At 66.3% G+C, this 25,547-nt stretch carries 16 protein-coding genes; 3 read left to right on the top strand and 13 right to left on the bottom strand.

Translation table 11 applies throughout. The annotated features are described in order from the left end of the window. Position 1 precedes the first annotated feature (1 nt). The 6 genes from R7226_RS04090 to R7226_RS04115 form a co-directional block, all read right to left on the bottom strand. Positions 2-943 carry a homocysteine S-methyltransferase family protein gene (locus R7226_RS04090; protein ID WP_318595763.1) on the bottom strand — a complete coding sequence of 314 codons (942 nt, stop codon included), beginning with the start codon at positions 941-943 and terminating at the stop codon, positions 2-4. 161 nt (positions 944-1,104) lie between these two features. Continuing rightward, positions 1,105-2,343, bottom strand: a complete 1,239-nt coding sequence (locus R7226_RS04095) for a sugar ABC transporter permease (RefSeq protein ID WP_318595764.1) — start codon at positions 2,341-2,343, stop codon at positions 1,105-1,107. Then, positions 2,340-3,164, bottom strand: a complete 825-nt coding sequence (locus R7226_RS04100) for an ATP-binding cassette domain-containing protein (protein WP_404827770.1) — start codon at positions 3,162-3,164, stop codon at positions 2,340-2,342. Before R7226_RS04100 ends, R7226_RS04095 begins: the two co-directional genes overlap by 4 nt. A gap of 27 nt (positions 3,165-3,191) precedes the next feature. After that, positions 3,192-4,346 carry an ABC transporter substrate-binding protein gene (locus tag R7226_RS04105; protein WP_318595766.1) on the bottom strand — a complete coding sequence of 385 codons (1,155 nt, stop codon included), beginning with the start codon at positions 4,344-4,346 and terminating at the stop codon, positions 3,192-3,194. A 26-nt stretch (positions 4,347-4,372) separates the two neighbouring features. After that, positions 4,373-5,551 (bottom strand): ROK family transcriptional regulator, encoded by a 1,179-nt coding sequence (locus R7226_RS04110; RefSeq protein ID WP_318595767.1) that lies wholly within the window; start codon positions 5,549-5,551, stop codon positions 4,373-4,375. 209 nt (positions 5,552-5,760) lie between these two features. Next, the gene (locus R7226_RS04115; protein ID WP_318595768.1) at positions 5,761-7,641 is read right to left on the bottom strand and encodes a hypothetical protein; all 1,881 of its coding nucleotides are present in this window, start codon (positions 7,639-7,641) and stop codon (positions 5,761-5,763) included. Between the two features lie 399 nt (positions 7,642-8,040). Between R7226_RS04115 and R7226_RS04120 the strand changes: the two genes are divergently transcribed. Continuing rightward, positions 8,041-8,601, top strand: coding sequence for a hypothetical protein (locus R7226_RS04120; protein WP_318595769.1), 561 nt, complete (start codon positions 8,041-8,043; stop codon positions 8,599-8,601). Here the strand turns inward: R7226_RS04120 and R7226_RS04125 are convergent. From R7226_RS04125 to R7226_RS04135, 3 genes are all read right to left on the bottom strand, one after another. Further along, positions 8,570-10,630, bottom strand: a complete 2,061-nt coding sequence (locus tag R7226_RS04125; RefSeq protein ID WP_318595770.1) for a TolB-like translocation protein — start codon at positions 10,628-10,630, stop codon at positions 8,570-8,572. The genes R7226_RS04120 and R7226_RS04125 overlap by 32 nt on opposite strands. A gap of 296 nt (positions 10,631-10,926) precedes the next feature. Continuing rightward, the gene (locus tag R7226_RS04130) at positions 10,927-11,535 is read right to left on the bottom strand and encodes a hypothetical protein (RefSeq protein ID WP_318595771.1); all 609 of its coding nucleotides are present in this window, start codon (positions 11,533-11,535) and stop codon (positions 10,927-10,929) included. 1,456 nt (positions 11,536-12,991) lie between these two features. Then, on the bottom strand, positions 12,992-14,047 hold the full coding sequence (locus R7226_RS04135) for a glycosyltransferase family protein (RefSeq protein ID WP_318595772.1): 1,056 nt from the start codon (positions 14,045-14,047) through the stop codon (positions 12,992-12,994). A gap of 204 nt (positions 14,048-14,251) precedes the next feature. Here R7226_RS04135 and R7226_RS04140 point away from each other — a divergent pair, with 204 nt between their 5' ends. Beyond that, positions 14,252-15,268, top strand: coding sequence for a glycosyltransferase (locus R7226_RS04140; protein WP_318595773.1), 1,017 nt, complete (start codon positions 14,252-14,254; stop codon positions 15,266-15,268). A gap of 3 nt (positions 15,269-15,271) precedes the next feature. Here R7226_RS04140 and R7226_RS04145 read toward each other — a convergent pair whose 3' ends face one another. Then, positions 15,272-16,294: a glycosyltransferase family protein gene (locus tag R7226_RS04145; protein ID WP_318595774.1), complete on the bottom strand. Its 1,023-nt coding sequence runs from the start codon at positions 16,292-16,294 to the stop codon at positions 15,272-15,274. 373 nt (positions 16,295-16,667) lie between these two features. Between R7226_RS04145 and R7226_RS04150 the strand changes: the two genes are divergently transcribed. Beyond that, positions 16,668-17,426: a hypothetical protein gene (locus R7226_RS04150; RefSeq protein WP_318595775.1), complete on the top strand. Its 759-nt coding sequence runs from the start codon at positions 16,668-16,670 to the stop codon at positions 17,424-17,426. A 467-nt stretch (positions 17,427-17,893) separates the two neighbouring features. Here R7226_RS04150 and R7226_RS04155 read toward each other — a convergent pair whose 3' ends face one another. The 3 genes from R7226_RS04155 to R7226_RS04165 form a co-directional block, all read right to left on the bottom strand. Continuing rightward, positions 17,894-20,752 (bottom strand): hypothetical protein, encoded by a 2,859-nt coding sequence (locus tag R7226_RS04155; RefSeq protein WP_318595776.1) that lies wholly within the window; start codon positions 20,750-20,752, stop codon positions 17,894-17,896. Next, positions 20,749-24,276, bottom strand: coding sequence for an NHL repeat-containing protein (locus R7226_RS04160; RefSeq protein ID WP_318595777.1), 3,528 nt, complete (start codon positions 24,274-24,276; stop codon positions 20,749-20,751). Before R7226_RS04160 ends, R7226_RS04155 begins: the two co-directional genes overlap by 4 nt. Before the next feature lie 450 nt (positions 24,277-24,726). Beyond that, complete coding sequence (locus R7226_RS04165) at positions 24,727-25,281, bottom strand: hypothetical protein (RefSeq protein WP_318595778.1); 555 nt, start codon at positions 25,279-25,281, stop codon at positions 24,727-24,729. Between the last annotated feature and the right edge of the window lie 266 nt (positions 25,282-25,547).

The following is a 25,547-nucleotide window of genomic DNA, read 5'->3' on the forward strand; positions in this document are numbered from 1 at the left end:
CCTACTTCGCCCGCGCCTCCAACCGCCGCGCCAGCGCGGCGAGGTGTCCGGAGTCGGTGCCGCAGCAGCCGCCGAGGATCTGCAGCTTGAAGTCGAGCCCGAGCTTGTCCATCGCCTCGCCGAAGACGTCAGGGTCGTCGCTCTCGGAGTGGTCGAGCGAGACCAGCTCGTCGGGCGACAGGCGTGAGCCGTTGGCCTTCACCTCGCGCAGGCGCGTGAGGCCGCCGGCCGAGGCGAGGTCGGCGAGCGCGCGACGGGCGACGGTCGGGTGGACGCAGGAGATCGCGTACCAAGCCGGCGCTGGCACGACGGCGTTGTCGATCCGCTCGATCGCGTCGTGCAGGTAGGTGCCGTCGAGCATTCGGCCGCGGTGGTCGAGCACGAAGCCGATCGCGTACGGCAACTCGGTCGTCGCCATCGCCATCGCGACGCCGTGGGCCTCCTCGATCGATGGGAAGGTCGGCGCGAAGAGCGCGTCGACGCCCGCCTCGGCGAGCGCCCTCACCTGCTCGAGGTGGTAGTCGGCGCCGTCGAGGTGGGTGAGACAGTCATCCGGCGAGTAGGCGTCGCCGTACGGGCCGATCACGCCGGCGAGAAAGACCGGGTCGTGCTCGCCCTGGTCGCGGATCTCGTTGAGGAATGCGACCGCCTCCGTGTTCAACCGCCGCACCGTCTCGGCGGCTGGACGTCTCGTTCTCTCGACGTAGCGCCTGCTCGCGCGGAAGGTCGGCGTGCCCATCACGATCGGCAGGCCGTGGGCCCACGCGACGTCGAGATAGGTCGCATAGATCTCGCGCAGCGCGGCGCGTCCGCGCGGTCTCTCCAGCAGCGCGGCGACCTGGATGTGCGGGTCCATCCGCACTCTGGTCTCGAACATGATCCGCGTCTCGATCGCCGCGTCGGCGAGGATCGGGGCGCCCGTTTCAAGCAGCTCTCTGAGCACGCAGCGAGCATTTCAGACGGGAGCGCAGAACACCACCCGCTTGATGGTGTTTTACACCAGTTCTATCTGGCAACTGGCGCGACGACCGCGTCGCCGCGCCAGCGAAACCGCCTCCAGGCGGTCCTCACCGCCGGGCGGAGAACCCGCCCGGCGGTGCGCAGCTAAACCCGCCCCGCAGCTCTCCGTCGCTGCCGCGCGACCGCGTCGACGATGACCGCCGCGAGCAGGACGGCGCCCGTGACTATGTTCTTCGTCGAGGAGGGGAAGGCGAGCAGGTCCATGCCGTTGGAGATCGAGCCGATCACCAGCGCACCGAGCAGGGCCGACCAGACCGTGCCGCGACCGCCGAACAGCGAGGTGCCGGCGATCACCGGGCCGGCGATCGCGAGCAGCAGCAGGTCGCTGCCGCCGGAGCCCTGGTTGACCGCGAGCAGGCGCGAGGCGAGCAGGATGCCGCCGCACGCCGCCATGATGCCGGCGATCATGAAGACCATCACACGGATCTGCTTGATGCGGATGCCGGCGCGGCGCGCCGCCTCCTCGTTGCCGCCGAGCGCGAGCACGTAGCGGCCGAATCTCGTGCGTCGCACGATGTAGTCGAACAGCACGCAGGCGCCGACGAGGATCAGAATCGCGAGCGGGACGCCGCGGTCCTGGTCGAGCACGTAGATGACGCCGAAGACGATGATCGCGAGACCGATCACGCGCGCGGCCACGAGCGCCGGCGACGCCGCCGGGACGTCGGCCTTGAGCCGCCGTCGTCGCGCGTTGAGACAGGCGAGCGCGAACAGTCCGACGACGATCGCGCCGAGGATCCACGCCGTCGTGCCTCTGTAGAAGGTGCCGGCGAGGCCGACGATCACGGGGTCGGTGATGTTGACGGTGCCGGTGTCGCCGAGCACCCACAGCTGCACGCCCTGCCAGCCGATCAGACCTGCGAGGGTCACGACGAACGAGGGGATTCCGAAGGCGGTCACGATCGTGCCCTGGAAGATCCCGATCGCGGCGCCGGCAGCGATGCCGGCGATGATCGCGAGGTACGGATTCCAGCCGTGCTGAACGTTCAGCACCGCCATGATCGCCGAGCAGAGGCCGGAGACGATGCCGACGGAGAGGTCGATCTCTCCGAGCAGCAGGACCAGCACGATGCCGACCGAGATCATGCCGATGCCGGCGATCTGCAGCGCGAGGTTGACGAGGTTGCCGGAGGTGAGGAAGCGGTCGTTGGCGATCGTGAAGACGGTCCAGATCACGACCAGCGCCAGCAGCACCTGGATCGAGCCCATCTCACCCTGCGCGAATCTCTGCAGGAAGCCGAAGCGGCTGCCGTTGCCGGACGACGGGGAGCCCGGGCCGGACGGCGGCGTCGGCGCGGTGTCGGGTGTCGCGGTCGCGCTCATGCCGACTCCTCCCGCGCGGCGGCCTCTGCGGCCGCGCGCGTTCTGACGGTGCCCTGACCGCCGGTGATCGCGCCGACGATCTCCTCCGGCGTCGTGTCTGAGGCCTGGTAGACGCCCGCGCGTCTGCCGAGCCGCATCACGAAGATGCGGTCGCAGACTTCGAAGACGTCGGCGAGGTTGTGGGAGATGATCACGACGCCGAGGCCCTGCTCGCGCAGGCGTCTGACGAGCGCCAGCACCTGGGCGGTCTGGGCGACGCCGAGCGCGGCGGTCGGCTCGTCGAGCAGGACGACCTTCGCGTCGCCCACCAAGGCGCGGGCGATCGCGATCGACTGCCGCTGACCGCCGGACATCATGCCGACCTCGGCACGAACCGACGGGATGTTGATCGAAAAGGTCTTGAGCAGGTCGGCCGAGCGCTTCTCCATCTCCGGCTCATCGAGCTCGCGCACGAGCCCGGCCGGCCCTCTGGAGACGACCTCGTTGCCGATGAAGAGGTTGGCGACGACGTCCAGGTTGTCGCACAGCGCGAGGTCCTGGTACACCGTCGCGACGCCGAAGCCGGCGGGATCGTTCGGTCCGCTGACGTGGCGCTCGCTCCCCTCGAACGAGTAGGAGCCGGTGTCGGGCACGTGGATGCCCGACATGACCTTCACGAGCGTCGACTTGCCGGCGCCGTTGTCGCCGACGAGGCCGACGACCTCGCCGGCGTGGACGTCGAAGTCCACGCCGGAGAGCGCCTGCACCGCTCCGAAGCTCTTGCTGACGCTTCGCAGCTCGAGCAAAGGTGTCGATGTGGCGGTTGCTGTCATGTCAGGCATCCATTCATCGCTGCGTCTCTCCCGTGCCTAGTTGAGTCCGAGTCTTCTGCAGGCGTCGGCGTAGGCCGAGGTGCAGATCTGGTCAACGGTCCAGAAGCCGTCTCTGACGACCGTGTCTCTGATGTTGTCCGCGGTCACGGAGACCGGGTCGAGGATCACCGACGGCACGTCCGTGGTGCCGTTGTTGACCGTCTGGTTGACGAGGTTGCTGTCGGTGTTGCCACCGAGCAGGTCGACGGCGAGCTGGGCGGCGTTCTCGGCCTCCGGCTTGATCGCCTTGTAGATCGTCATGTACTGGTCGCCGGCGACGATCCGCTGGATGCCGGCGAGCTCGGCGTCCTGGCCGGTGACCGGGCGCGTCGAGGGGTCGATGCCGTTGCTTCTCATCGCGGCGATCGCGCCGCCGGCGGTGCCGTCGTTGGCGGCGTAGACGCCGACGAAGCCGTCTCTGCCGAGCGCGGTGATCGCCTGCTCCATCTCCGTCTGCGCTCTGGCGGGCGTCCAGTCCGGCGTGTCGTACTCCTTGCCGACTCTGATGCCCTCCGCCGTGTCGAAGACGCTGTGCGCGCCTCTCTTGAAGAGCGCGGCGTTCGGGTCGGTCGGCGCGCCGTTGATCATCACGATGTCGCCGCTTCTTCCGTCTTCTCTGAGCTTCTCGACGAGCGCCGTCGCCTGCAGCTCACCGACTCTCGCGTTGTCGAACGAGATGTAGTAATCGATCTCGGCGTTCTCGATCGCGCGGTCGTAGGCGATCACGCCGATGTCGGACTGCTTGGCGCGCGTGGCGATCGCGGCCGCGGCTCTGCCGTCGACCGGGTCGAGCACGAGCACTCTGGCGCCATTGGTGATCGCGGCGTCAGCCTGCTGCTGCTGCTGGGAGGCGTCCTGCTCCGCGTTGGAGTAGATGACCTCGCAGTCGGGGCAAAGCTCTCTGACCTTCGCCTCGAAGAGAGGACGATCCTGCGATTCATAGCGAGCCGTCTGGTTCTCCGGCAGCAGCAGCGCGATCTTGCCGCTGGTGGCGGAGCTGCCTCCGCCGCCCCCGGTGGTCGTGGTCGCCGCGGCGCCACCGCTGGCGGTCGTACCACTGTCGTCGTCATCGCTGCCGCATGCGGCGAGCGTGCCCACGCTGATGGCCGCCGAAGCGGCGAGAGCGAGGATGCGAGCGTACCTCTTGTCCATGCGTTCTGCTCCTCCTGGGTTGGGATCTACCCGGCTTGCTGCTGTACGTCCCTCGGGGGGTGAAGCGCGAATGCGTCGACGTCCCGCAACACCAAGGCCGCCGCGCCGAGCACCTCGGCGCGGCGCCCCAGGACCCCGGGAACGATCTCGACGTTGCCACCTGCTGCCGGCACGGCGTGGCGGGTCACCTCGTCGCGCAGGGGATCGAGCAGCACATCCCCTGCTGCGCTGAGGTCGCCGCCGACGATCACCTTGGCCGGATTCAGCACGTTGCAAACTTGTGCGACGACGACGCCGATCGCCCGTCCGGCGTCGCCTATGACGCGGCGGGAGGCGCGGTCGCCCTCGCGCGCGTGCGCGATGACCTCTTCGATCGTCAGGTCCGACCCGCGCGCGGGGCGCAGCAGCTCGAGGATCTGGCGGGTCGAGGCGACGGTCTCGAGGCAGCCGCGGTTGCCGCAGCGGCAGACCGGACCGTGCTCGTCGACCATCGAGTGGCCGAGCTCGCCGGCAATGCCGCCGGAGCCGGTGTAGAGCTGCCCGTTGAGGACCAGGCCGCCGCCGATGCCGCTGGAGACCTTGATGTAGACGAAGTCGGCGGTGCCGCGGCCGGCGCCCCAGGTCAGCTCGGCGAGCGCGCCGAGGTTGGCGTCGTTCTCGGCCTTGACCGGTATGCCGAGCTGACGCGAGACGTCCTGCTCGGGGCGGACGCCGACCCAGCCGGGCAGGATCGCCGAGGAGCCGACCTCGCCGCTGGCGACGTCGATCGGCCCGGGGACGCCCATGCCGGCGCCGATGATGTCGGTTTGTTCGACGCCCGCCTCTCTCAGCGCCTGCATCGACAGCCGCGCGGCGGCGTCGAACCCTTCCTGGGCGGACTGCTCGGTCTCCATCGGCCGCTCGAGGTCGGCGAGGACGGTGTGTGCGAGGTCGGAGACGATCACGCGCACGTGGCGCTTGCCGAAGTCGATCCCGAGCGCGACGCCGGCGGCCCGCTCGAGGCTGAGCAGGACCGGCGGGCGGCCGCCCTGAGGCCCGGCCCCGTCGACCTCTCGCTCCGCGACGAGCCCCTGCGCTTGCAGGTCAGCGACGAGCGTCGAGACGGTCGAGCGCGACAGACCCGTGCGCCGCGCCAGCTCGGCGCGGCTGACCAGGCCAGCACGGCGCAGCTCGTCGACGACGAGTCGCCGATTGCGATCGCGCAAGGACGCCAGCGATCCGCTGGGCTCTCTCCTCATGAGAGGGATCTAACCTGGCGCACAGGTGGTTTGTCAAGAGTCAGGCGGAACCTTCATACGACACACACATAGTTCTGCCGGAGGTCGGCGGAGGGAGATGTCGCTGCCAGAACGCAGACGGGGCGGCACCTCGCGGTGCCGCCCCGTGTTGCTGCTTGGTAGGTCCGTCGCCGGCGTCAGCGCTTGGAGCTCGAGCTTCTTCTCCCTCTCGCTCTTCTCGCTCTGCCGGTTCTTCTGGTGGCTCTGGTGCTCGCTCTGCCGCACCCCGCCACGCTGATCTTCGGGCTCTGCGTGATTCTCTCGTTGTTCTGCGCGGTGAACGAGAGCGCGGCCGTGAGGCCTCTTCTCGTCGCTGCCAAGCAGAGGTTTCTCGTCGTGCCGATCGCACCGTCTCTGGGCCCGGAGTTCAGCTGGAGCCGGAACTTCGAGATCGGCTGGTCGGGGATCGCGTCAAACGTCGTCCGCAGCTTCAGGTCTCTCGTGATCGAGACCTTGCCGACGAGGTCGATGTTGATCTGCCCCTTGAGCCGCACGACCAGGTCCGGGAGTCTCCGGGCCGGGTTGTAGACGAAGTACGCCGGCCCTCTGAGCGGATCGCGCAGCAACGGCGTCACCGCCGTGCCGGTGCCGATCACCATCGGGCATCTGTCAGCGCGGAACTGCTCGATCGAGCACGCCACTCTGCGGTTGACGACGTCGAGTCGCGCGTTGAGCGTCTTCGGCAGCGTCACGTCGACGGCTCTGTTGTTGGCATTGCCTCTCGGCATCGTCAGCGTCACGTCGAGCGGCGTCCGCTTCCCTCTGGTCAGCTTGCCTCTGGCGCCGACCTTTATGGCCATCTTCGGTCTGAAGTCGAGCGCCGCACAGTTGCCGACCTGGAAGCGCGTGGCGGTGTTGGCCACCGCGCCCTCCAGTGACGCGATCTGCGCCCGGATCGACTTCTCGCTGCAATTGGTCGGGCTGAGCATGAAGCCCTGCTTGTCGACCTTCACGTTGATCGAGCGGATCTGCAGCGGCACACCCTCGAGGATCGAGGGAATGCGATCCGAGACGACCCTCAGCGCGCTGCTGTTGCGATCGACGAAGACCGCCGTCCGCACCACCACCGTGCCGAGGTTGAACGGGCCGGCGACGGCCGGAACGACGATCGAGAGGCCGAGCGGCGCGCCCTTGTACGGACCCGTGAGATACACGCGCCCGGGAAGGTAGAACGGGTTCGAGCCCGGTCCGGCGGAGTTGATCGCCGAGCCGATGCGCGACTCCTCGCCGCAGCCGCCGGCGCTGGCGCGCGCATCGTCACACGGGGTGACGGAGGCGAGCACGCCGGTGAGACCGGCCGGCAGGTCGACCGAGACGTCACGGAAGAACTGATCCGTGTCGCCGCGCGCAACCGTGAGCGAGAACGTCCCCGCAGTCCCAGCGACGGGGTTGAGGAGACCTGCTCTGAGCGATGGCGCGAAGCCCTTCGCTCTGCACGGTGAGCCGTCCGGGTTCTGATCGATCACGAACTCGCTGCTGACGTTGACGGGAGTGTCAACGCCCCACGCCGTCATCGACGCCGTGGCCCTCGTGACGCCGCAGATCGAAGGATTCGACAGCGGTGCCCGCGGCCCGCCCTTGAACTGGAAGTGCAGGTTGGTGAACGGAATCGGCGGATTTCTCAGGAACGTCGTGGTGACCGTTCCCCCTTGCGAGCTGGGAAGCTCCGTCTTGTCCGGCCGCACGACGCCGGGCAGCTTGATCAGCAGCCCAGGACCGCGCAGCACCATGAACAGCCGGAACGTCTCCTGCGGCAACTGGGCCCCGAGGAAGACCTCGCCCTCCATCGGCTCGGCCAGCAACGGCGTTCTCACCGTCACGGTGGCGATCTTCGACGCCTCCGGACAAGTCGGTTCGTTGTCCGTCCCGATCGCGATCTCCGCATCGGTACAACTCTTCAGCCCGTCCGCCGACGACGGCGAGATCCACGTCTCCCGCGGCATCGTCACCGATGCGTCCTTCAGCGGCGGAACTGCGAGCCCGTCCGGGTCGTCGTTGTACGGGATGTCGATGTCCACCGCGTAACCGGCTGGGACGCTGGCCCGTCGCGAGTCGCTTCTCACCGTGATTCTGGGTTCGAATCTCAGGCGGTCGCAGCCCTCAATTCTCGCTGCGGGGGTATAGGAGTCCCGCTTCCACACCCCCGGCTGCTCCCACGAGTCCACAGCGATCGTCGCAGTGGACGGCCCGTTGCACTCGGTCGGGTTGGTCAGGAACGGTCTGCGATCAACATTTGCAGTACACGGCGGGAAAAACGGGACGATGTTGCCGCCGCACGTGCGCTGAGCATCATGCGACGGGTCCGCCGGCACTCCCCACAACGTGAATCTCGTCCGCAGCAGTGGAACGCCCTGCGAGAGACGGTCGATCTTCACCCGCAGGCCGTAGTCGCCAGAGGTGTTGACTCCTGCGATTACGTGGACCGGAACACCTTGCACCGGCATGGCGAAATCAGCCGTATCGCCTTCCTTAGGGACGACGTTGAAGACGGGTGCGAATATGTCTCTGAAGACGACTCTGTCGGCAGCGTAGTCTATCGACGCAACTCCCACCTGACTGTCTGGCGGGCAGGTGCCGCGTTCACCGACAAGGTTGCCAAACTGCTCTCGCGAGCATCGTGCCGTCGCCTCAGGATTACCTATGAAGCCCGGGGGCAGCGTCACATCCAAGTCACGCACATACCCGGAAACCGCCGGATCAGGCCCATCGTCCGCTCTCACCTCGAACGTGGTCGTTGCCTGATACGGGTGCGCGCCAGCTTGAGTCTCAGCCGTAATGCCATCCGCCTGCAACGTGTCGGCGGTAAATCTTCCAGGAACAAGCCCAAACTCGGCGGCGCCCGCGCCGGGCACCGCGACGCCGATCAGCACCAATGTGAGCAGCGTCGAGACCCAGAGTCCGCTGATGCTCCGCTTGAGCATCAGCGATCGGGCAGAGGATCGATGATCAACGGTCATTTTGAGCCAGCCTCAGTGTGAGCTTCGCCGTTCTCTTGATGTTCGAGATCTGTGCGACGACTCTCACGCCAAGCCGTCCGTTCGCGTTGAGCGATCTCCTCGCGGCAGCCGACAACGTGAGCGTCACCGTCGTTGTGACTCTTCTAGTGGACGAGATTCGGCGCCGGGCCGACGCGAGCGTTCTCTCGGTGCCTCTCAAGCGCCCGACCGCGCGAACCGAAAGTGAACCTCCGCCGGTTGTACGAAGCGTCACCGCAAGACGACCGTTTCTGGCTGCCGCCCGCAGCACGTGGTCAGAGGGACGGACGATCGTCAACGAGTGAGTCGGGGTGGGCGCCGGAGACGCCTCGTCGCCTGACTCCGAGTGGAGCGACTCTGAGGCTGGCTGCTCCGATGCGGGTGGGACCGACGCCGGCCCCTGGCAGGAGTCCCCCGCACATCTTGGCACCGGCGGCGCCGTGGGAACGGGAAAGCCGCCGCCGATACGGGCATCGTAGAGATCAAAGTCGCCGCCGTCGATATCCCAAGGCACGAGGCTCTCAGAAGTCGTGAAGAAGACATCCCGACCGTCGCCTGCCATGCCGACCAAAGAAGCAGTTGAGTTTGAGCGACCGGGACTCACCAGGCGCAGCCGTCCGTCTCTGAACTCATAGACGTCACGCGTCGCATTGGTATCTTCCGCGACCAACTGATCGAGCGTGTCGAACACAGCCGTTTCACCGTCGTCAGTGATCGGGGCGTCCTGTCCCTCGCGACCGCCGAAGGATGCGTCCCCCCCATGCATCGATCCCGCTGGTCGCTGTCTCGCGGGATCGCAGGAGAGACACGTCAGAGTCGCAATGGAATCATCGTAGAGGTAGACCTGTCTTCCACCGCTGCCCGGGACGCCGCTGAGTGTCGCGTCAGTCGCGAACATCAGATGGCGCCCGTCCGGGGTGACCACTGCTGGCCGTGTCGATTCGATGCCAGCCGTCAAAGCTCCAAGTTGAAATCCCGTTTCGTCGGTTGCCACCCATCTAATTCTTCCGTCTACCAGGACGTAGAGGTTGTAGCCGCCAAGCATCCCTCTTCCTGGAACGAGTTCGTAATACGAAGCAAAGTAAATATGCGTCCCATCGGCCGAGATCTTCGCGATTCCCGGCGTTGTTGAATCGGAGTCGAGCAGGAACGTAAGCGTCGCCGTCTCCATGTCATAGCGATACAGTCCCCCGCCGACCGTCGCCTCGTCCGTCAACTGCTCTACAGAGGTAAAGAAGGCGAGTCTCCCGTCCTCTGACGCACCTTCAAACGTTGCGGACTGCGTGCCGTTCGGATCGGGTACGCCGCGCTGAGATCTTGAGATGTGCACCGTCGCGCCGGTTACGACGTTCCGTGCGTACACCTGCTTAGGGCTCGTGCAAGCCGGGTCCCCACTCGAGAGGTCGCTGGGAGTCTCGAAGAATACCGTGAGACCATCAGCCGAGATGGCGTTGCGTTCGGAGCGGCTTCCGCTCTGCGAGCCACACACGTCGAGCACGCCGCCGCCTGCCATTTGATTGAGCAGAGTCGTCGTGCCCTCTCGGCGAAGATAGAGGTCGCCGCCCGCGATACGAGCCGCGTCTTCTGGAACTAAGTGACTTCTGGATCTAAAGAGTATCGCGCTACCGTCTCGGGATATCCCGCTGAAGTCAGTCGCCTCACTCGGTCGCTCGGCCCCATCGCCACGAGCAACCAGCTCCGGCGTCCCGTAACCATCTGTCACATACACGTCTTGAGCGTCGTTGACGTCGAATGGATCAAAAGCGTCGCGGGTTGCGAGCACACCCACGCGAAGGTCCGACGACGCCGCCGTCCACGTCGCTTTGAAACCAGTGAGAGCGTCGGGACTCGAAGTCACAGGGAGCGGCGAGACAGGCTCGGTTCTCCAGCCATCCTCACCGCGATGTGCACGGTAGGAGTTTGGCAGGCCGCTCGGCGCGCTCGCGAAGCTTCCCCAGCTTCCGAAGGTCGCGACCTCGCCACTATGAGCGGCGGCCACGAGCCCTACCTCGACTGCTGCACGATACGTCACCTGCTGCCCCCCCTTGTCGGGAGGACTCACGAGTTCAAATGGGCGCGCAGGCGGGTCAGCCATCGCCGGGTTGGCGGCCCAGAGTGCCCCGCCGACGGCGACGGCGAGGCACGCTCGCAGCACCGAGGGCGGGAGTCCATGTCGGGTCACTTCTCCTCCTCTATAGCTCCATCAGTCACTATAGAGGAGCGTGGGGCGTCGCGAGCCAGTTACCGCACCGTGCGCGCGGTCTCGGCTTCGAACCACCGAGACCGCGCGCGCCCTCAGCTCCGCGCGCGAAGCCTGTCAGTCCTTCCTCAAGATGGAGGAGATCCGATTGCCACGTCGTTGACGACAATCATCGTGTTGTTACCGGCTGCCGACGGCAGTCTCAGCTTCGCGTTGACAAGCCCGTCGATCAGGATCCCGATCGGGAAGAACCCGCAGGAGTTTGCGCCCGACACGGCAAACGAGTTATCAACGTTTCTCGCGCCGGTGAACGTCAGGTAGGTGTCAAAGAACGCGGGCGTGCCGAAAGAGCCGGAGATCGGGGTATTCGGCGCCGGAGGAGCCGTAGTGCCTGTGATCAGGTTCAGTCTGACGGGATTGCTGTCCGACGCGATCTGGCAGCCCGATCCGATCAGCGGATTGGTCAGCTTCAGCTTGACCGGCACCGAGACGGAATTCGTCGAGAGGTCAACTCTGATGTTGCTGGCAGGGCCCACCAGCTGCGCCTTCGCAGTGACGGCATTTCCGGGCAGCGGGAAGTTGATGCCGAGCAACCCGCCTGGGACCTGGATATCTCTCGCAAAGAAGCCGTTAGTACCTCTCGCGGGCAAGAACTCCGCTCCGGTTCCCACCTGTCTGAGCCCTCCTCGAATCTCGAGCGACTCACCGAGCGGAACTGTGAAGCCCTTGATCGTCAAGCTTCCACTTCTGGACTGAATGTCAATACAACCCTGAAAGTCCACTCCGCCCGACGGGCATCCGGAGAAGTTTGGGAAGACCGCGGCAGCCTGAGCCGAGCCTACCGCGACGACGCCGGCTGCCACGACAGCGGCCCAGGCCGTCCTAGTGACGCGCTTTCTCATATGCACACCTTTCTCCGCGCGAGCGGAACTAACAGACTCCTCCGACGCCCAGGCCCGGTTGCCGCACTGGGCGCCCTGATAGCGCAGGGGCCCCACGCAACGGCCCCAGCGGACCGAGACTAGCGTGCGAAGCAATCGACTGTCAAGCAACCAGAGTGTCGATAGCCACAGATACTAGTCGATCGAGACCTACTCGGCTTTCCGCTCGCGATGCGGCCGCAGCTAGTCCCAACTCTACTCAGGCACTGTCGATACCTAACTAGTTCATACGGGACGCCGGCGCGCGATCCGCGCTTGACAGTCTGGAATATAGATTCTAAGGTCGTTGATGCGTGTCAGGGGGCACCACTTTGCAATCTATGCCTAGGAGGTACAGGACGCGCGTGACCTCGCACGCATCAGAATATTCCCATGCAGAGGAGACTCAATGTTCTCAAGATGGATCCAGGCCCTGCTCGTCGGTATCGTGGCAACCGTCGCGCTCGGTGCCGCGGTCAGCTCGGCGACCGCTACGAGACTCTCGATCTCGCCCACAAGTGCTTCGGCAAGTGGAATTCTCACACTGTCCGCGTCCGGCCTTACAACGACATGCAACGTTACGCTCGCTCTCCTAACGCCTAATTCGATCGCAAAGGTCGCGGGAACGCCAATAGGTACAATCCTACTAACCGGCGTTGGCAGAACGATAGTCAATAGCTGCAGCGCCGCGATTAGAGATGTCATAGTCCTAAATGGCATCGTTCTCGGATACACTTCGTTTGCTACTGCACTACCAAGAATAGCGAACATAACGACCGACGCCGTGAATAACACGAGAGGATTCCTAATCAGCTACGCTGCTGGCCCGCAGTGCCTATACAACGCATTCGGCATTCGAGCCGTGTTTATTCGTAACGATGCACTTGGCGGGAGAATTACGAATGCCAATGTCTCGTCACCCTCGGCGCTCACTGTAACTCCGCTACCAGGATCCGGCGCCTGTCCGACGAATGCGAGACTGTCGGGCAACCTGGTCGTCATCGGCACACAACCAATAGTCACCCTAATATAGGGAGGGCTAGAAGGATCGCTTGAAGATTGACGTTTGCGAGCGGGGCCGAACTGGCCTCGCTCGTTCTATGGTTGCATCGATAGATGTTCCAACCTTCCGATGCGTGAGACACCACAGGCTGTTGCGTCGTGCCATCACGCTGCGTCCGCCGACGGAAACTGATAACCCATAGGCGAGTTTCTACCGACCGGGATGGACGATCTGACGGACGAACCGTGGAAGGCGTTTCCGCTCGAGCCGTCAAGCACCGTTCCTCGATGTCCGCATGTGCCGTCGCGACGTCCCGCCTCCGACCGGGTCACGAGCCGCTCCCCGCGCGTGGACTGCTGCCTCACGAAAAGCCCGCTCCCACTCTCCCCCCAACCCTGCCACCGTCTGCGTCTTCGCCCACGCCCGGGCTCTTCCGGCCAGCTCAGCGCGGCGGTATGGATCGCGCACCAAGGCGTCGATCGCGTCGAACCAGTCGCTGTCGGCGACGAGCAGGCCGCCCTGCGCTTCGCCAAGCCCCGCGTATGGCCCCACTGGAGAGGCGAGCCAGGGAACACCGGCTGCCGCGTATTCCTTCAGCTTGATGTCGGACCGCGCTCGGCTGAAGGGTGAGTCGACGAGTGGCGCCAGGCCGATGTCGAAGTCGCGGACGCGACCGAGCAGGTCGTCGAACGGCACCCATGGCACATGGACGTAGCGCTCGCGCAGCTTCAGGTCGCAACCAAGCATGACGACGCTGACATGGTCGTGCGCGCGTTGGATCGCCTGCAGGACCTTCGCGATCTTCAGCTTTTCGAGATCTGGCACGTGCTCGCCGGCGGCGACCAGGCCGATCACGACGCCGACGTGTTTGCGACGTCTGCCCGGCAGCGACGATCTCCACAAGAGGTTCGGCATCACCTTGATTCGCTCAACGCCCTGTTCGCGGTAGAGCGATGCGAGGTGCTCGTTGGTCGTCGTCATCAGGTCGACCGAGCGGGCGATCTCGAGCGAGAGCCTGTGGAACCGGCGTACAGCTCGGCGGCCGCCGAGCACGCGGCGCAGTTCTCGCGACATCGGTGCGTTGCGCACATCGTCGTCGGTGTCCCAGACCACGCCCACTCCGCGGGACTGCAACTCCCACAGCGCCGATGCGTCCTCACTCACCCACTGGTGGACATGAAAGACATCCCAGTCGGGCGCGCTGTCCAACGGCTGGTCCCGCGTCGATATCACCTTGTGCCCGCGGCGCCGCATCTCCGCCATCGGCACCATCACTCGATAGTGGCCGTTGGCCGTGTCGTCGCGGCCCGAGTACCCGATCTTCACGACAGGTTCCGTCGGTATCGCGCCATGGGCACACCTGAAGCTTGTCTTGCCATGGCGCATGCTCTCATAACTCACTGTCCGATGCCAGTTGATTTGCGAGCATCGATCTTCGCAATTCCGAACTTGGGCCTTGCTCGGTCGGAAGACCGACTTCTGGAGCTTCTCAGTTGCTCGCGCAACCCGCCATCGGCATGCTAGGCGGAGATGCGAATCACGCTCGTAAGCGACGCCGACCTCGTCAACAGCAACTACCGCGGCTATCAGCCGTTGATGGTGCTGTCGCGCAGAGGTCACGACATCACGTTCACGCGCCTCGGCGAGCCGCGCTATCGCGCGTCCACGCTGCTGCAGTCGGACGTCGTGCACATCCACCGCTATACCGACCCTGAGCTGCTGCAGATTGTGGCGCAGCTGCGCGACGCCGGCATCGGAGTCGTCTGGGACAACGACGACGACCTCACCGCAGTTCCGAGATCCAACCCGAACTACCGCAAGTTCGGCGGCCCGGCCAACCGCGCGCGGATCCAGGCGGCGCTGAGACGGACCGTGACCGCCGCCGATGTCGTGACGACGCCGAGCGAACTCCTCGCAGCGCAGTACCGCGCTGCCGGCGCCGACGACGTGCGCCTGCTGGAGAACTACCTGCCGCCCGAGTTCGGCCGCGTCAAGCCCGCTAAGCACGACGGCGTGACGCTCGTCTGGCTCGCTGGCCTGGAGCACCAGGTCGACTATCAGCGGCTGCGCCTCAAGGAGACGCTGGTGCGGCTCCTAGACGCTCATGCCGATCTGCGCGTCCTCAGCATCGGGCTGGGACTCGGACTTCCGAGCGACCGCTACGAGCACATCCGGCAGGTCGACTTCCTCGAGCTGGCGAAGGGCATGTCCGCCGGCGACATCGGTCTCGCGCCGCTGGCGGACATACCGTGGAACCAGGCACGCTCCAACATCAAGCTGAAGGAATACGCCGCCGCCGGTCTGCCGTGGCTCGCGTCGCCGGTCGGCCCGTACCTCGGGCTCGGCGAGAAGCAGGGTGGCGAGCTTGTCCCGGACGATGCCTGGCACGACGTCATCGATCGACTGATCGTCGACGTCCGCCGCCGGCGCAAGCTGGCAAAGAACGCGGCGAAGTGGGCGAAGGGCCAGTCGATCGAGGACCATGCGCATCTGTGGGACAGCGCGTTCCGCGACGCGGCCCAGCGTGCGAAGCGGCGCGCGCTCTAGCGGTCATCGCATCGCCGCCTCACGTCTCGCGCGCACGACCGCGTCGCGAAAGGCGACCTCCCACGGGCCGACGCCCTCGCGAATCGTCTGTCTCTGAGCCCAGGTCCGTCCGGCCGAAGCGAGCTCGCGCCGCTTGAGTGGATCGTTGACGAGCGTGAGGATCGCTTGCTCCCACCCGCCGTCGTCGACGAGCAGCCCACCATGCGCCTCCCGTGCACCGGCGTACGGGCCGATCGGAGATGCAAGCCATGCCGCGCCGGCGGCGGCGTACTCCTTCAGTTTGATGTTCGAGCGCGCGCGGTTGAACGGCGTGTCGATCAACGGGGCAAGACCCACGTCGATGGCTTCCAGGGTGGAGAGCAGGTCGGTGAAGGGGATCGCGTCGCGATGGGTGTAGCGGTCGTGCCTGATCTCGAGATCGACGCCGATCGCGAGCACAGTCACGTCATCGACGGCATCGAGCACCCGACGCAACGCCTCCGCGATGCGCAGGCCCGCGATGTCTTCGCGGTGCTCGTGGGCCGCGACGATTCCGACCGTCACCCCCTGGCGGCGCTGACGCGTTCTCGCGGCCGGCAGTACGCCGAGATAGTTCTCGATCACCGCGACGTGCGTGACACCCGCATCACGGTACAGGTCCGCGAGGTGCTCGTTGGTCGTCGTCAGGAGGTGTGCCTCGCGCGCGATCTCGACCGATTGCGCGAATACGCGCTTCAGCTTCCGGCGGCCGCCGAGTCTCCGGTATCCCGGCGTGCCCTTGGGGATCGACAGCAGGTCGTCGTCGGTGTCCCAGACGACGGCAACGCCAGCACGACGCAGGCGCCGGACGACCGCGATGTTGTCGTCGTCGACGAACTGCTGCAGATGCAACAAGTCCCATGGCGGCACGCCGGCGAGCACCTTGTCATACGCGGTTCTGTGCGGCCAGTGGACGGTGTGCCCACGGCGCTCGAGCTGGGCCATCGGGTAGATCGCTCGGTAGTACGCGTTTGCCGTCGGGCCCTGGAAAGCCACGCCCAGTCTCATCTGAATTCCCCCTCTTCCGCGACCACCGCCCCCTCGACGGCGTCGCAACTCTATCCCGTGGGCTCAAGCTTCGCACGGACGCTCACGCGCCACCTGTGCCTTGACATGAACGCCGGTGTCTTTCTAGAGTGATAGGTGCGCTGACCCGGTCGTAGTCTGCGCATTTCAGATGACGCCTGGGCGCGGTCGCATCCAGGCGAGGGGATGAGAGATACAGGGAGCCGCAATCAAGGCTGCCCTGCAGATACGTGCGCTCGGACCATCAGGAGGAGGTTCGGCGCCGGACGCCTGCGGGCTTCCGCCCTTGGACCGGAGCTGCGCTTTCAGCCAACGGTTTCGCGTGCTTGTTCACGCGAGAAGAGGAGATGTGTTGATGAAGCTCCGTAATCGCATCGCTGCCGTGAGCGCGGGCGTGGCCTCGGCCGCGCTGCTCGCGCTCAGCGGCCAGGCAAGTGCCGCTTTCCCGGACTATGCCGGCTGCCCGTCGGGCGTCTTCTACTGCATCGACATCCAGTCGACGAGCGGCAGCATGGACATCAAGGGCTTCGGGGTGCCGCTCGGCGACTCGCTCCGCATCCGCGGCGGTCTCGGGCAGAACACGGCCGGGGAGATCGTCTTCAGCCCTGCCAGAGGCACCAATGGCTTCATAGCGAAGCCGGTTCAGGTCCCCGGTGGCATCCTCGGCATCGACTTCTGGCTGCCCGGCAACTCGGTGACCGCAACCGCGCAGCTGGCGGGCTCGCCGTCTGACATCAGACTGAACCCGTTCACGCTCGACATGTCGGTGCCGCTCAAGCTCGCGCTGACCAACCCGATCATCGGCCCGGGCTGCCAGATCGGCTCCAACAGAAGCCCCGTGTGGGTCAACCTGATCACCGGGACCACCGCTCCGCCGGCTCCGAACAGACCGATCTCGGGCCACCTCGGCAGACTGAGCACGCCGACGCCGACGAGCGTGATCCTGTCCGACAACCTCAACGTCGACAATTCGTTCGCGATCCCCGGCGCCTCGGGTTGCGGCATCGGCCTCGGGCTGATCAACGGCGCCATCAACCTGAAGCTGAAGCTGCCGTCGGCCGCGGGCAACAACGCCCTCATCGTCGGCAACAACGTCGCGCTCGCGCAGCCGTAGGCACGACGAACACCCGCCTCACCGGCCCCCGGACGCCCAGCGTCCGGGGGCCGTTTTCGTTAAGCGGGCATTCAGCAGGGCCCGGCCCATCAAATGGAGGCGGAGGCAGGCTACGGGCGGAGGGAGCGCGGGCGGGCCGCTGGCCGGGGCCGGCCGCTGGCGGTTGAGCAGGGCCGCTGGCGGCACGGGCGGGGCCGCTGGCGGCACGGGCGGGGCCGCTGGCGGCACGGGCGGGGCCGCTGGCGGGACAAGCGGGGTGGGCGGCCCGCTGGCAGGGCGGTGGGGCTCCAGGGCGCCAGGCGTCACGCGCGCGGCGTGCCGCAGCGCACGGGCGATGGCGCGCATACGTGAAGTGCCGACCACTGGCCACCCGCGCCAGGAACGCAAACGGGGCGGCGCCTTCAGGCGCCGCCCCGTCGTCATCTACTTGGATGCGGCTCGCCGGCGCGCCGGCGAGCCGATTGCTCTCAGCGCTTGGACTTCTTCTTCGCGCTGGATCTTCTGTTCGATCTGCTCGCTCTCTTCGATCTCGAGCTCGCTCTGCCGCATCCGGCGACCGAGATCTTCTGGCCGACGGTGACCTTGCGGTTGTTCTGCGCGACGAAGGCCAGATCGGCGGCGAGCGCCTTTCTCGTCGTCGCTGCGCAGAGGTTTCTCGTCACGCCGATCGGGCCGTTTCTGCTGCCCGACTCGAGCGCCAGCCGGAACGTCGTGATCGGCACGTCCGGCACCGTGTCGAAGGTCGTCTGCAGCTTCAGGTCTCTGGTGATAGTGACCTTGCCGACGAGGTCGACGTTGACCTGCCCCTTCAGCCGCACGACGAGGTCCGGCAGTCTCCGGTCCGGGTTGTAGACGAAGTACGCCGGACCCCGCAGCGGATCGCGCAGCAACGGCGTCACGGCCGACGCGGAACCGACGACCATCGGGCATCTGTCGGCGCGGAACTGCTCGATCGAGCAGGCCACTCTGCGGTTGACGACGTCCAGTCGCGCGTTGAGCGCCTTCGGCAACGTCACCTGCACCGATCTGTTGTTCGCCTGCCCTCTCGTCATCGACAGCGTCACCGTCAACGGCGTCCGCTTGCCTCTCGTCAGCTTGCCCTTCGCTCCGACCTTGAGCGCCATCTTCGGCTTGAACGGAAGCGTGGCGCAGTCACCGACTTGGAAGCGGCTGGAGACGTTCGCGAGCGCACCGGCGATCGAGCCGATTGTGCCCGCCACCTTCGCGGCGGTGCAGTTGGTCGGGTTGAACATGAACGACGGCTTGTCGACGCTGACGTTCACCGACCGGATCTGCAGCGGGATGCCCATCAGGATCGACGGCAGCGGGTCCGAGACGATGCTCAACTCCGTCGTCGAGCGATCGACGTGGACCGCGGTGCGCACGACGACCGTGCCGAGGTCGAACGGCCCGGCGACCGCCGGGACGACGATCGACATGCCATATGGCGCGCCCTTGTACGGACCGGTCATGTAGACCCGGCCGGGCAGGTGGAACGGGCTGGTGCCCGGACCGGCGGCGGTCGTGACCGAACCGATCCGCGAGCCGTCACCGCAGGTCCCCGCCGCCGCCAGCGCATCAGCGCAGAGGTCGACGTTGGCGATCCGTGCAAGCAGACCCTTCGGAAGTCTCACCGTCAGGTCCTTCAGCTCCTGGTCAGCGTCCGAGCGCGAGAACGTGAGCGTGAAGTTGGAGTCAGCTCCGCCCGTCGCGTTGGTCGTCCCGGCCGAGAAGCCCGGAGCGAAGCCCAGCGGGGCGCACGGTCCACCGTTGGGCCCACGGTCGATCGTGAAGCTGCTCGACGGCTGCGCGACCTGACCGCTCCATGCGGAGAGCCCGGTCGTCGTCGTCTTGACGCCGCACGTCGATGGGTTGGTCAGCGACGCACGCGGGCCGCCCTTGAAGTACAGCGAGAGTCTGCTGAACGGCAGCTGTGGATTGTCATCGAACGTCGCGAGCAGTTGGCCGGTGACCGGATCGGGGTCGACCTTGCCCGGCAGCTTGATGATCAGGTTCCCGCGGCCCTCGGCGACGATGAACAGCCGCAACAGCTGATCGGGCCGCTGGGTGCCGAGGAAGATGTTGCCGACGAGCGGCTCGGCCAACAGCGGGGTGTCGATCGCGACCGTACCGATGTTCGATGAGTCCGGGCAGCTGGCGCGGCCGGTCGAGTTGAGCGCGACCTGCGCGTCAGTGCAGGCGCCGAGGCCGTCGGAGGCCGACGGCGAGACGCGGACGCCCTCGGGCAACCGCACGACGGCCTTCTTCAGCGGCGGCGTCGCCGGCACCGCTGGGTTGTCGTGCTGCGGGACGTCGATGTCGACGCGCAGCCCAGTCGGCGCCCCCGCCTGCGTGTTGTCCGGCTGAACGTTGATCGACGGCTCCCACTTCAGGTTGCCGCAGCCCGTCACGCCTGACTTCGTCAGCACCGAGTACGACTTCCACTCGGCGGGGTTCTGCCATGAGCGGGTCCGCAGCGACGTCGTGTAGGGGCCGTGATCGCAGGTCGCAGGATTGATGAAGAACGGCTTCGGCGTCGACGACGCCGAGACGTTGCCGCCGAATCTCTGGAACGGCGCGCCGTTGTAGTCGATCTGCAGGTACGCACGATCTCTGTCGTGCGCGGGGTCGGCCGGCACTCCCCACAGCGAGAACTCGACTCTTCTGATGCCGACGGTCTCGTTGATGTTGGTCGTGCTGATCAGCAGGCCGTAGTCGCCGTTGCTCCGCACCGTCGGGACCGCGCGAACCGGCACCGTCACAGCGGAGAACATGAACGCCGCGATCTCGTCGCTTGCCGGTCTCATGTTGTAGATCGGCGTGTAGTAGACGTAGTTTCCGCCGTTGAAGAGGTCGAGCCGCACCATGCCGACCTGCGAGTCGATCGGGCAGGCGTTGAGACCGTTCGGCATCGTCTGCATGAACTGCTCGGTCTCGCAGGTCGCGACGGCCTGCGGGTTGCCGACGAGGCCGGCCGGCAGATCGATGAGGATGTCCTTGGCGTTGCCGTCCGGAATCTCGTTGTCGTCGATGTCTCTCACCGAGTTGAAGGTGAAAGAGGTCGTCGCCCGGAACGGATAGCCGCCCGCCTGGGTGTACGGATCGCCGTTTTGGTCGAAGGCGTCGGCCTGGAAGTCGACGACCGCGGGGTTGCCCGGGTCGGGGCGCAACCCGAACTCAGCGCTCGCGGGAGCCGCAGCCAAGCCGCCGCCGACCGCAGCGACGGCGGCCGCGACGGCGAACCGCCGGCCCAGGCGGCCCTTAGCCGCCTGGAAGGGGGTTCTGATCGACACGTTGATCCCTTTCTGCTTGATCAGATCGCTCACCGAAGGCCTCCGTTCACGGCGGAGGACTTGGCCGGCTTCGCGGCGCGAATGACGAAGCCGTTGCTCTTCGTCGCGCCGCCGCCCGCGTGCGCCACCTCGACGCGGACCCGCAGCGTGCCGGTGCGAGCGAGTCTCGCCCGCATCGCCGACGACAGCTTGAGCGTGATCCGGACCGTTCCGCCGGCCTTCGCCGATGCCTTGCCGCTGCCGACGCGTGTCCATCTCTTGCCGCTCTTGACGAGCAGGCGCCCGTTGACGGTGCCCGCCGTGACGCTCTTGACGGAGAGCGTGATGCTGCCGCTCGCCGCGAGCGTCCGCTTCTGCTTCGCGCTCGGCTTGGTCAGCGTCACGCCGGCCTTCGCCTTCTGCGGCGCCGGCTCGTCGGCCGCGTTGCCCGAACCCGAGAACGCGTCGGACAGCGACTTCGGACCCGCGGGCGGCGTCGTCGGAGTGCCCTGGCAGGCGTCCCCGCTGCACGGCGTCGGCTCACCCTGGTAGGGGAAGCCGCCTCCGACGCGCGCGACATAGAGGTCGTAGAAGCCGTCCCCGTCCTGCGGCAGGAGGTCGTTGAGCGTCAGGAAGAAGACGCTCGTGCCGTCGGTGCTGGCGCCGGCGAGGTTCGAGTCGCTCTTGCCCACACCGTCGGTAACCATTGCGACGCCGTCGCCTGCCTGCCAACGGTAGACGTCGAGCTTGCTGTTCGTGTCGGAGGGCAGCAGTGCCGCGCTCGTCTGGAAGAAGACGTATCTGCCGTCGTCCGAGATGGCGTTGGCGTCGATCGGCATGTTGATGTTGGAGAAGCTGCGACCGCGCACGTCCGCGTCGAATCTCGTCGGCGGGGCCGTAGGCGTCGTGGAGACGAGCGTCACCTCGCCGCTCACGGCGTCGTAGCGGTAGAGCTTGCGCCCATCGTTGGTGTCCTCGACGCCGGCGACCAGCTCTCTGCTGGAACCGAACAGCAGGTAGCGCCCGTCCGGCGTCGTCTCGGCGCCAATCGACGTCAGCAGCGAATCTGAGGTCGGCGCCAGCGGCACCGCTCCGACGCCTCTGGCGACGAGCTGCGTCACGCCGCTGACCGTGTCGTAGACATACACGCTGCCGCCGTCGTCGGCGGACAGGTAGTAGACGGCGGAACCGTCGTCAGCGACGAGCGTCTGGGCGATCGACTCGGTGGAGCTGTTGGCGACGAACGTGGTCGAGACCGGATGGTCGAGACCCGCGATGAGCTTCAGCGTGCCGCTGGTCGCGCCCTCGGCGAGGTCGTACTCGTAGAGGAACGGGCCCGGGCCGGTCGCGTCGTCCGTCAACTGGTCGGAGGTTGCGAAGAAGACCTTCGTTCCGTCCGCCGATGCGCCCGCGAAGAGGGCGTCAGAGGTCGGCGAGGTCGGCGATGACTGCGCTGAAGCCGACAGCTCGATCGTCCGCTCGCCGTCGACGCGCACGTACAGCCGCGCCGGGGAGCTATTCGACGACCCCGGGGCGCGCGAGAGGAAGAAGATCCGCGAGCCGTCGTGCGAGATTGAGTGCTTCTGTGTCGACAGCGGGCGCGACTCGAGGCCGGAACCGCCGCCGCTGCCGACCGACGCCGATGTCTCGTGCAGCAGGTCGCCGGCGTCATCGACGTTGACGAGCCGCAGTTGGCCGCTCTCGGTCTGTTCCCACAGCGTGTTGCCGACCGGGACGATCGGTCCGGGAACGGGCCCGATCGGTCTCTGGCTGACGATCACCCGATGGTCGCCGTCATCCGACGAGAGCAGCAGGACGGGAGAGGCCAGCGTGCTCGCCGGCCGTGCAGCCAGCAGGCTCGGCCGCCCGGCGGCGTCATTGCTCCAGACACCGCTCGTGAAGCCCGGCGTTCTGTAGTACTCCACCGTGAAGAAGGTGCGCGAGAGGTCCGTCGAGGCGCCGAGGAAGTCGGGCCGGAACGACGAGGCGTTGAGCGCCGTCGACGGTTGCGGCGCGTTGGTCGCGAACTGCGACGTCCAACCGGAGGCGGTCCGCTGCGCGACGAACGCGAGGCTCGTCCCTATCCCGCCGAGGCCATGACCGGCGTCGCCGAAGGGATTGTTGGCGAGGTAGACCGCTCTCGTCCCGTCGCCGGTGGTCTGGACGTACTGCTGGCTCAGCTCGCCCGAACCCTTCGCTCTGCCCGGGGAGACGATCTCGAGCCCACGTCCGTCCGGCAGGCCGATCGTCGGAGACGGCGTCACGGAGCCGGTGACCGTGAAGGTGCGATCGGCGCCGTAGACGGTGCCAGCGTCGTTCTCCGCGACGACGCGGTAGTGGTACGTCGTGCCGGCCTGCAGCCCGACGATCGAGCGCGACACCTCGAGCGGGTTGTCGCCTCTGCCGGCGTCACCGTCTCTCGCCGCCGGGATGCTCTGACCGTAGCTGTCGGAGACACCCCACTCGAACCAGTATCTCGTCGCCTGTCTGTTGGGGTCAACCCGTCCCCACAGTCGCGCGGTCGACTCCGTCGACTGCGCGCCCAAAGTCGTCGCCGCGGCCGCGAGCGGCGGATCGAGCACCTGGATCGTCACCTCGCCGAAGCCGTCGCTCGGGTCTCTGTCGGAGAGGATGTACAGCCGCTTCGCGTTCGCGCCGTCGATCGCGGTGCTGGGCAGACCGCTGTAGACGATCGAGCCCGGGAGCTCACCCTCGGAGCGAGGCGCTCCGTCGGCTCTGAAGACGTAGTACTTCAGCGGGTTGCTGTTCCAGTACGAATCGTTGATGTTGCCCGACACGACAACGTCGTCGGTGTTCGGGTCGATCCCGACCGAGTCCGGCGTCGGAACGGGTCCGACCGTGGCGATGAAGCCACCGTCGGCATCGAAGCGGACGACGCGCGAGGTGCCGACGTCGAAGATGTCGCCGTTGGCGTCGACGACGAGGATCTCGCCGTCGCCGTCGACAGCGATGTCACGCAGGCCGGTGAACGCCGCCGGCGAGCTGGAACCGTCGAACTCTCTGATGAAGTCGCCGTCGCCGTCGTAGCGCTGGACCTTGTTGTCGCCCGGATCGGCCACGAGCAGGTCGCCGTTCGGCGCCAGCTCGACGGGGGCGGCGAAGTTGCCGATCTCACCGGGAGCAGCTCCGCCCGTCGGGCTCGTGAACGTCGGATCGACGGTGTACGTCGGCGTCGACGCGCCGTCGCTGGTGAGCTTGACGATCTCGTTGCTACCGCTGTCGCTGACGTAGAGATCGCCGGTGTCCTGATCGATCGCGAGGCCGACCGGGGTCGTCAATCCAGTGTCGAACTGGGTGAGGTAGGTCGCGGTCACGCCACTCGGTCTGAAGATCTGGATCCGGCCGTTGCCCGAGTCGGTTGCAAAGATGTAACCCGTTCTCGACTCAACCACGATGTGCTTCGGTCTGACCATCAGGCCATCGCTGGAGCCTTGGCCCGAGAAACTGCCTCTCCACGTGTACGAGGACGCTGCCAGCGCCGCGCCCGGCAGCAGCAAAGTGGCGGCGATGCCGACCAATGCGGCCTTCGGCGCGACGTGCGCGCGCTTGCTCTTCATCCGATGAGTCCTCTCTCCTGGATTCCCTACGGTGACGCGTTTCATCGAACACCCCCGGGATGCGCGCGAAGCGTCGGAGCTGTCGAGCACGAGAGCGCGCACCGCGCGTCCATCCGATCAATCCGTTGGCTGCGCATCTGCTCCTCCTCCTCCGGCCACCTGCGCACACGCCAAGGGTCCAGCCCCGGGTCCCGAGGTCGCCCCTGAATCTTTGTGCTGATGGCCCTCTCGTCCTCGCACCGCGACCATGCGACGCTCCACCCAGCAAAGATAGACGCCCGCGTGTCTAATCGCAAACGGGAACGTTTCAGGCACAGGACCGCCGCAGTCGGCACCTCGTGAGGAGACAGGTTCGACAGCAAGAAAAAAGCCCCCGCAACGTGCTCGTTGCGGGGGCTCTTATGCTGCTTCCAGGTCGTTGGTACGGCCTGTCCTACCGTGAGGCTGCGATCAGATCGTGAGTCTCTGCTGCGGCGAGAGGGTGAACGCCTGATCAGCGACCACTCTGCCCGTGATCAGCGGGCAACCCGACGTCAGGGTGCTAGCTAGGGTTCTGATGCCCTGGCTCAGACCGCCGCTCACGCCGATTAGGAAGTTGATCGAGCCAGTGAATAGGCACGTGCCGGCGAGCGGGAGGCCCTGGACCTCGAACGCGACGTTGTTGATCGTGTTTAGGACGCTCGTCAGCGGCGTGTCATGGCTGTTGACTCTTATGCCCCAGCCCGACCCGATTAGGACGGTCGTCGTGTAGTTGCAGCCGGAGAGGCTGACGCCGGAGATCGTGCCGATCGACGCGCCGGATCTGGCGGCCGACGTCGCGAGAGTACCGGTCATCGTGACGTTACAAATGACGTTGACGCCGAGCGGGCCCTCAACAGTGAATCTCGCGCCAGTGGCCGTTATGGCGCCACCCGGGCTCGCCGAGATCGGGAATGCAGAGGCGGTGCTGGCACCGAACGCGAGCGCGAACATCGCGACGAGTCCGAGAAGGAATGACTTACGCATTGATTATCTCCTATGTGCCGACCCGGAAGAACACAGCTCCGGACCAGCGAAAGTGAATGAAATGAACGGTACGCGCATCGGTGCACGCACCGTGGCAAGGCCGTTACTTCAGATGAGAGCTCGACTTCCCCCCTTCTCGACGATGCGGTTCGCTCCGCCCCACTGGGCGTTCGTCGACCACGCGAGTCACCCCGCGCCACGAACGGCATCGATCCCCCTAGAGCCACTGCGAGGGCACCTGACGGTAGTCGACACTTCCTCGCAGA

Origin of the sequence: Conexibacter stalactiti, from assembly GCF_033542075.1 — a bacterium.
Lineage (GTDB): Bacteria > Actinomycetota > Thermoleophilia > Solirubrobacterales > Solirubrobacteraceae > Conexibacter > Conexibacter stalactiti.

What these genes read in the sequence shown, in the direction of transcription:
- R7226_RS04145 (WP_318595774.1), bottom strand. Translation starts at nt 16,294, where the DNA reads ATGAGACTGGGCGTGGCTTTCCAGGGCCCGACGGCAAACGCGTACTAC.
- R7226_RS04150 (WP_318595775.1), top strand. Translation starts at nt 16,668, where the DNA reads ATGAAGCTCCGTAATCGCATCGCTGCCGTGAGCGCGGGCGTGGCCTCG.
- R7226_RS04105 (WP_318595766.1), bottom strand. Translation starts at nt 4,346, where the DNA reads ATGGACAAGAGGTACGCTCGCATCCTCGCTCTCGCCGCTTCGGCGGCC.
- R7226_RS04095 (WP_318595764.1), bottom strand. Translation starts at nt 2,343, where the DNA reads ATGAGCGCGACCGCGACACCCGACACCGCGCCGACGCCGCCGTCCGGC.
- R7226_RS04100 (WP_404827770.1), bottom strand. Translation starts at nt 3,164, where the DNA reads ATGCCTGACATGACAGCAACCGCCACATCGACACCTTTGCTCGAGCTG.
- R7226_RS04165 (WP_318595778.1), bottom strand. Translation starts at nt 25,281, where the DNA reads ATGCGTAAGTCATTCCTTCTCGGACTCGTCGCGATGTTCGCGCTCGCG.
- R7226_RS04140 (WP_318595773.1), top strand. Translation starts at nt 14,252, where the DNA reads ATGCGAATCACGCTCGTAAGCGACGCCGACCTCGTCAACAGCAACTAC.
- R7226_RS04160 (WP_318595777.1), bottom strand. Translation starts at nt 24,276, where the DNA reads ATGAAGAGCAAGCGCGCGCACGTCGCGCCGAAGGCCGCATTGGTCGGC.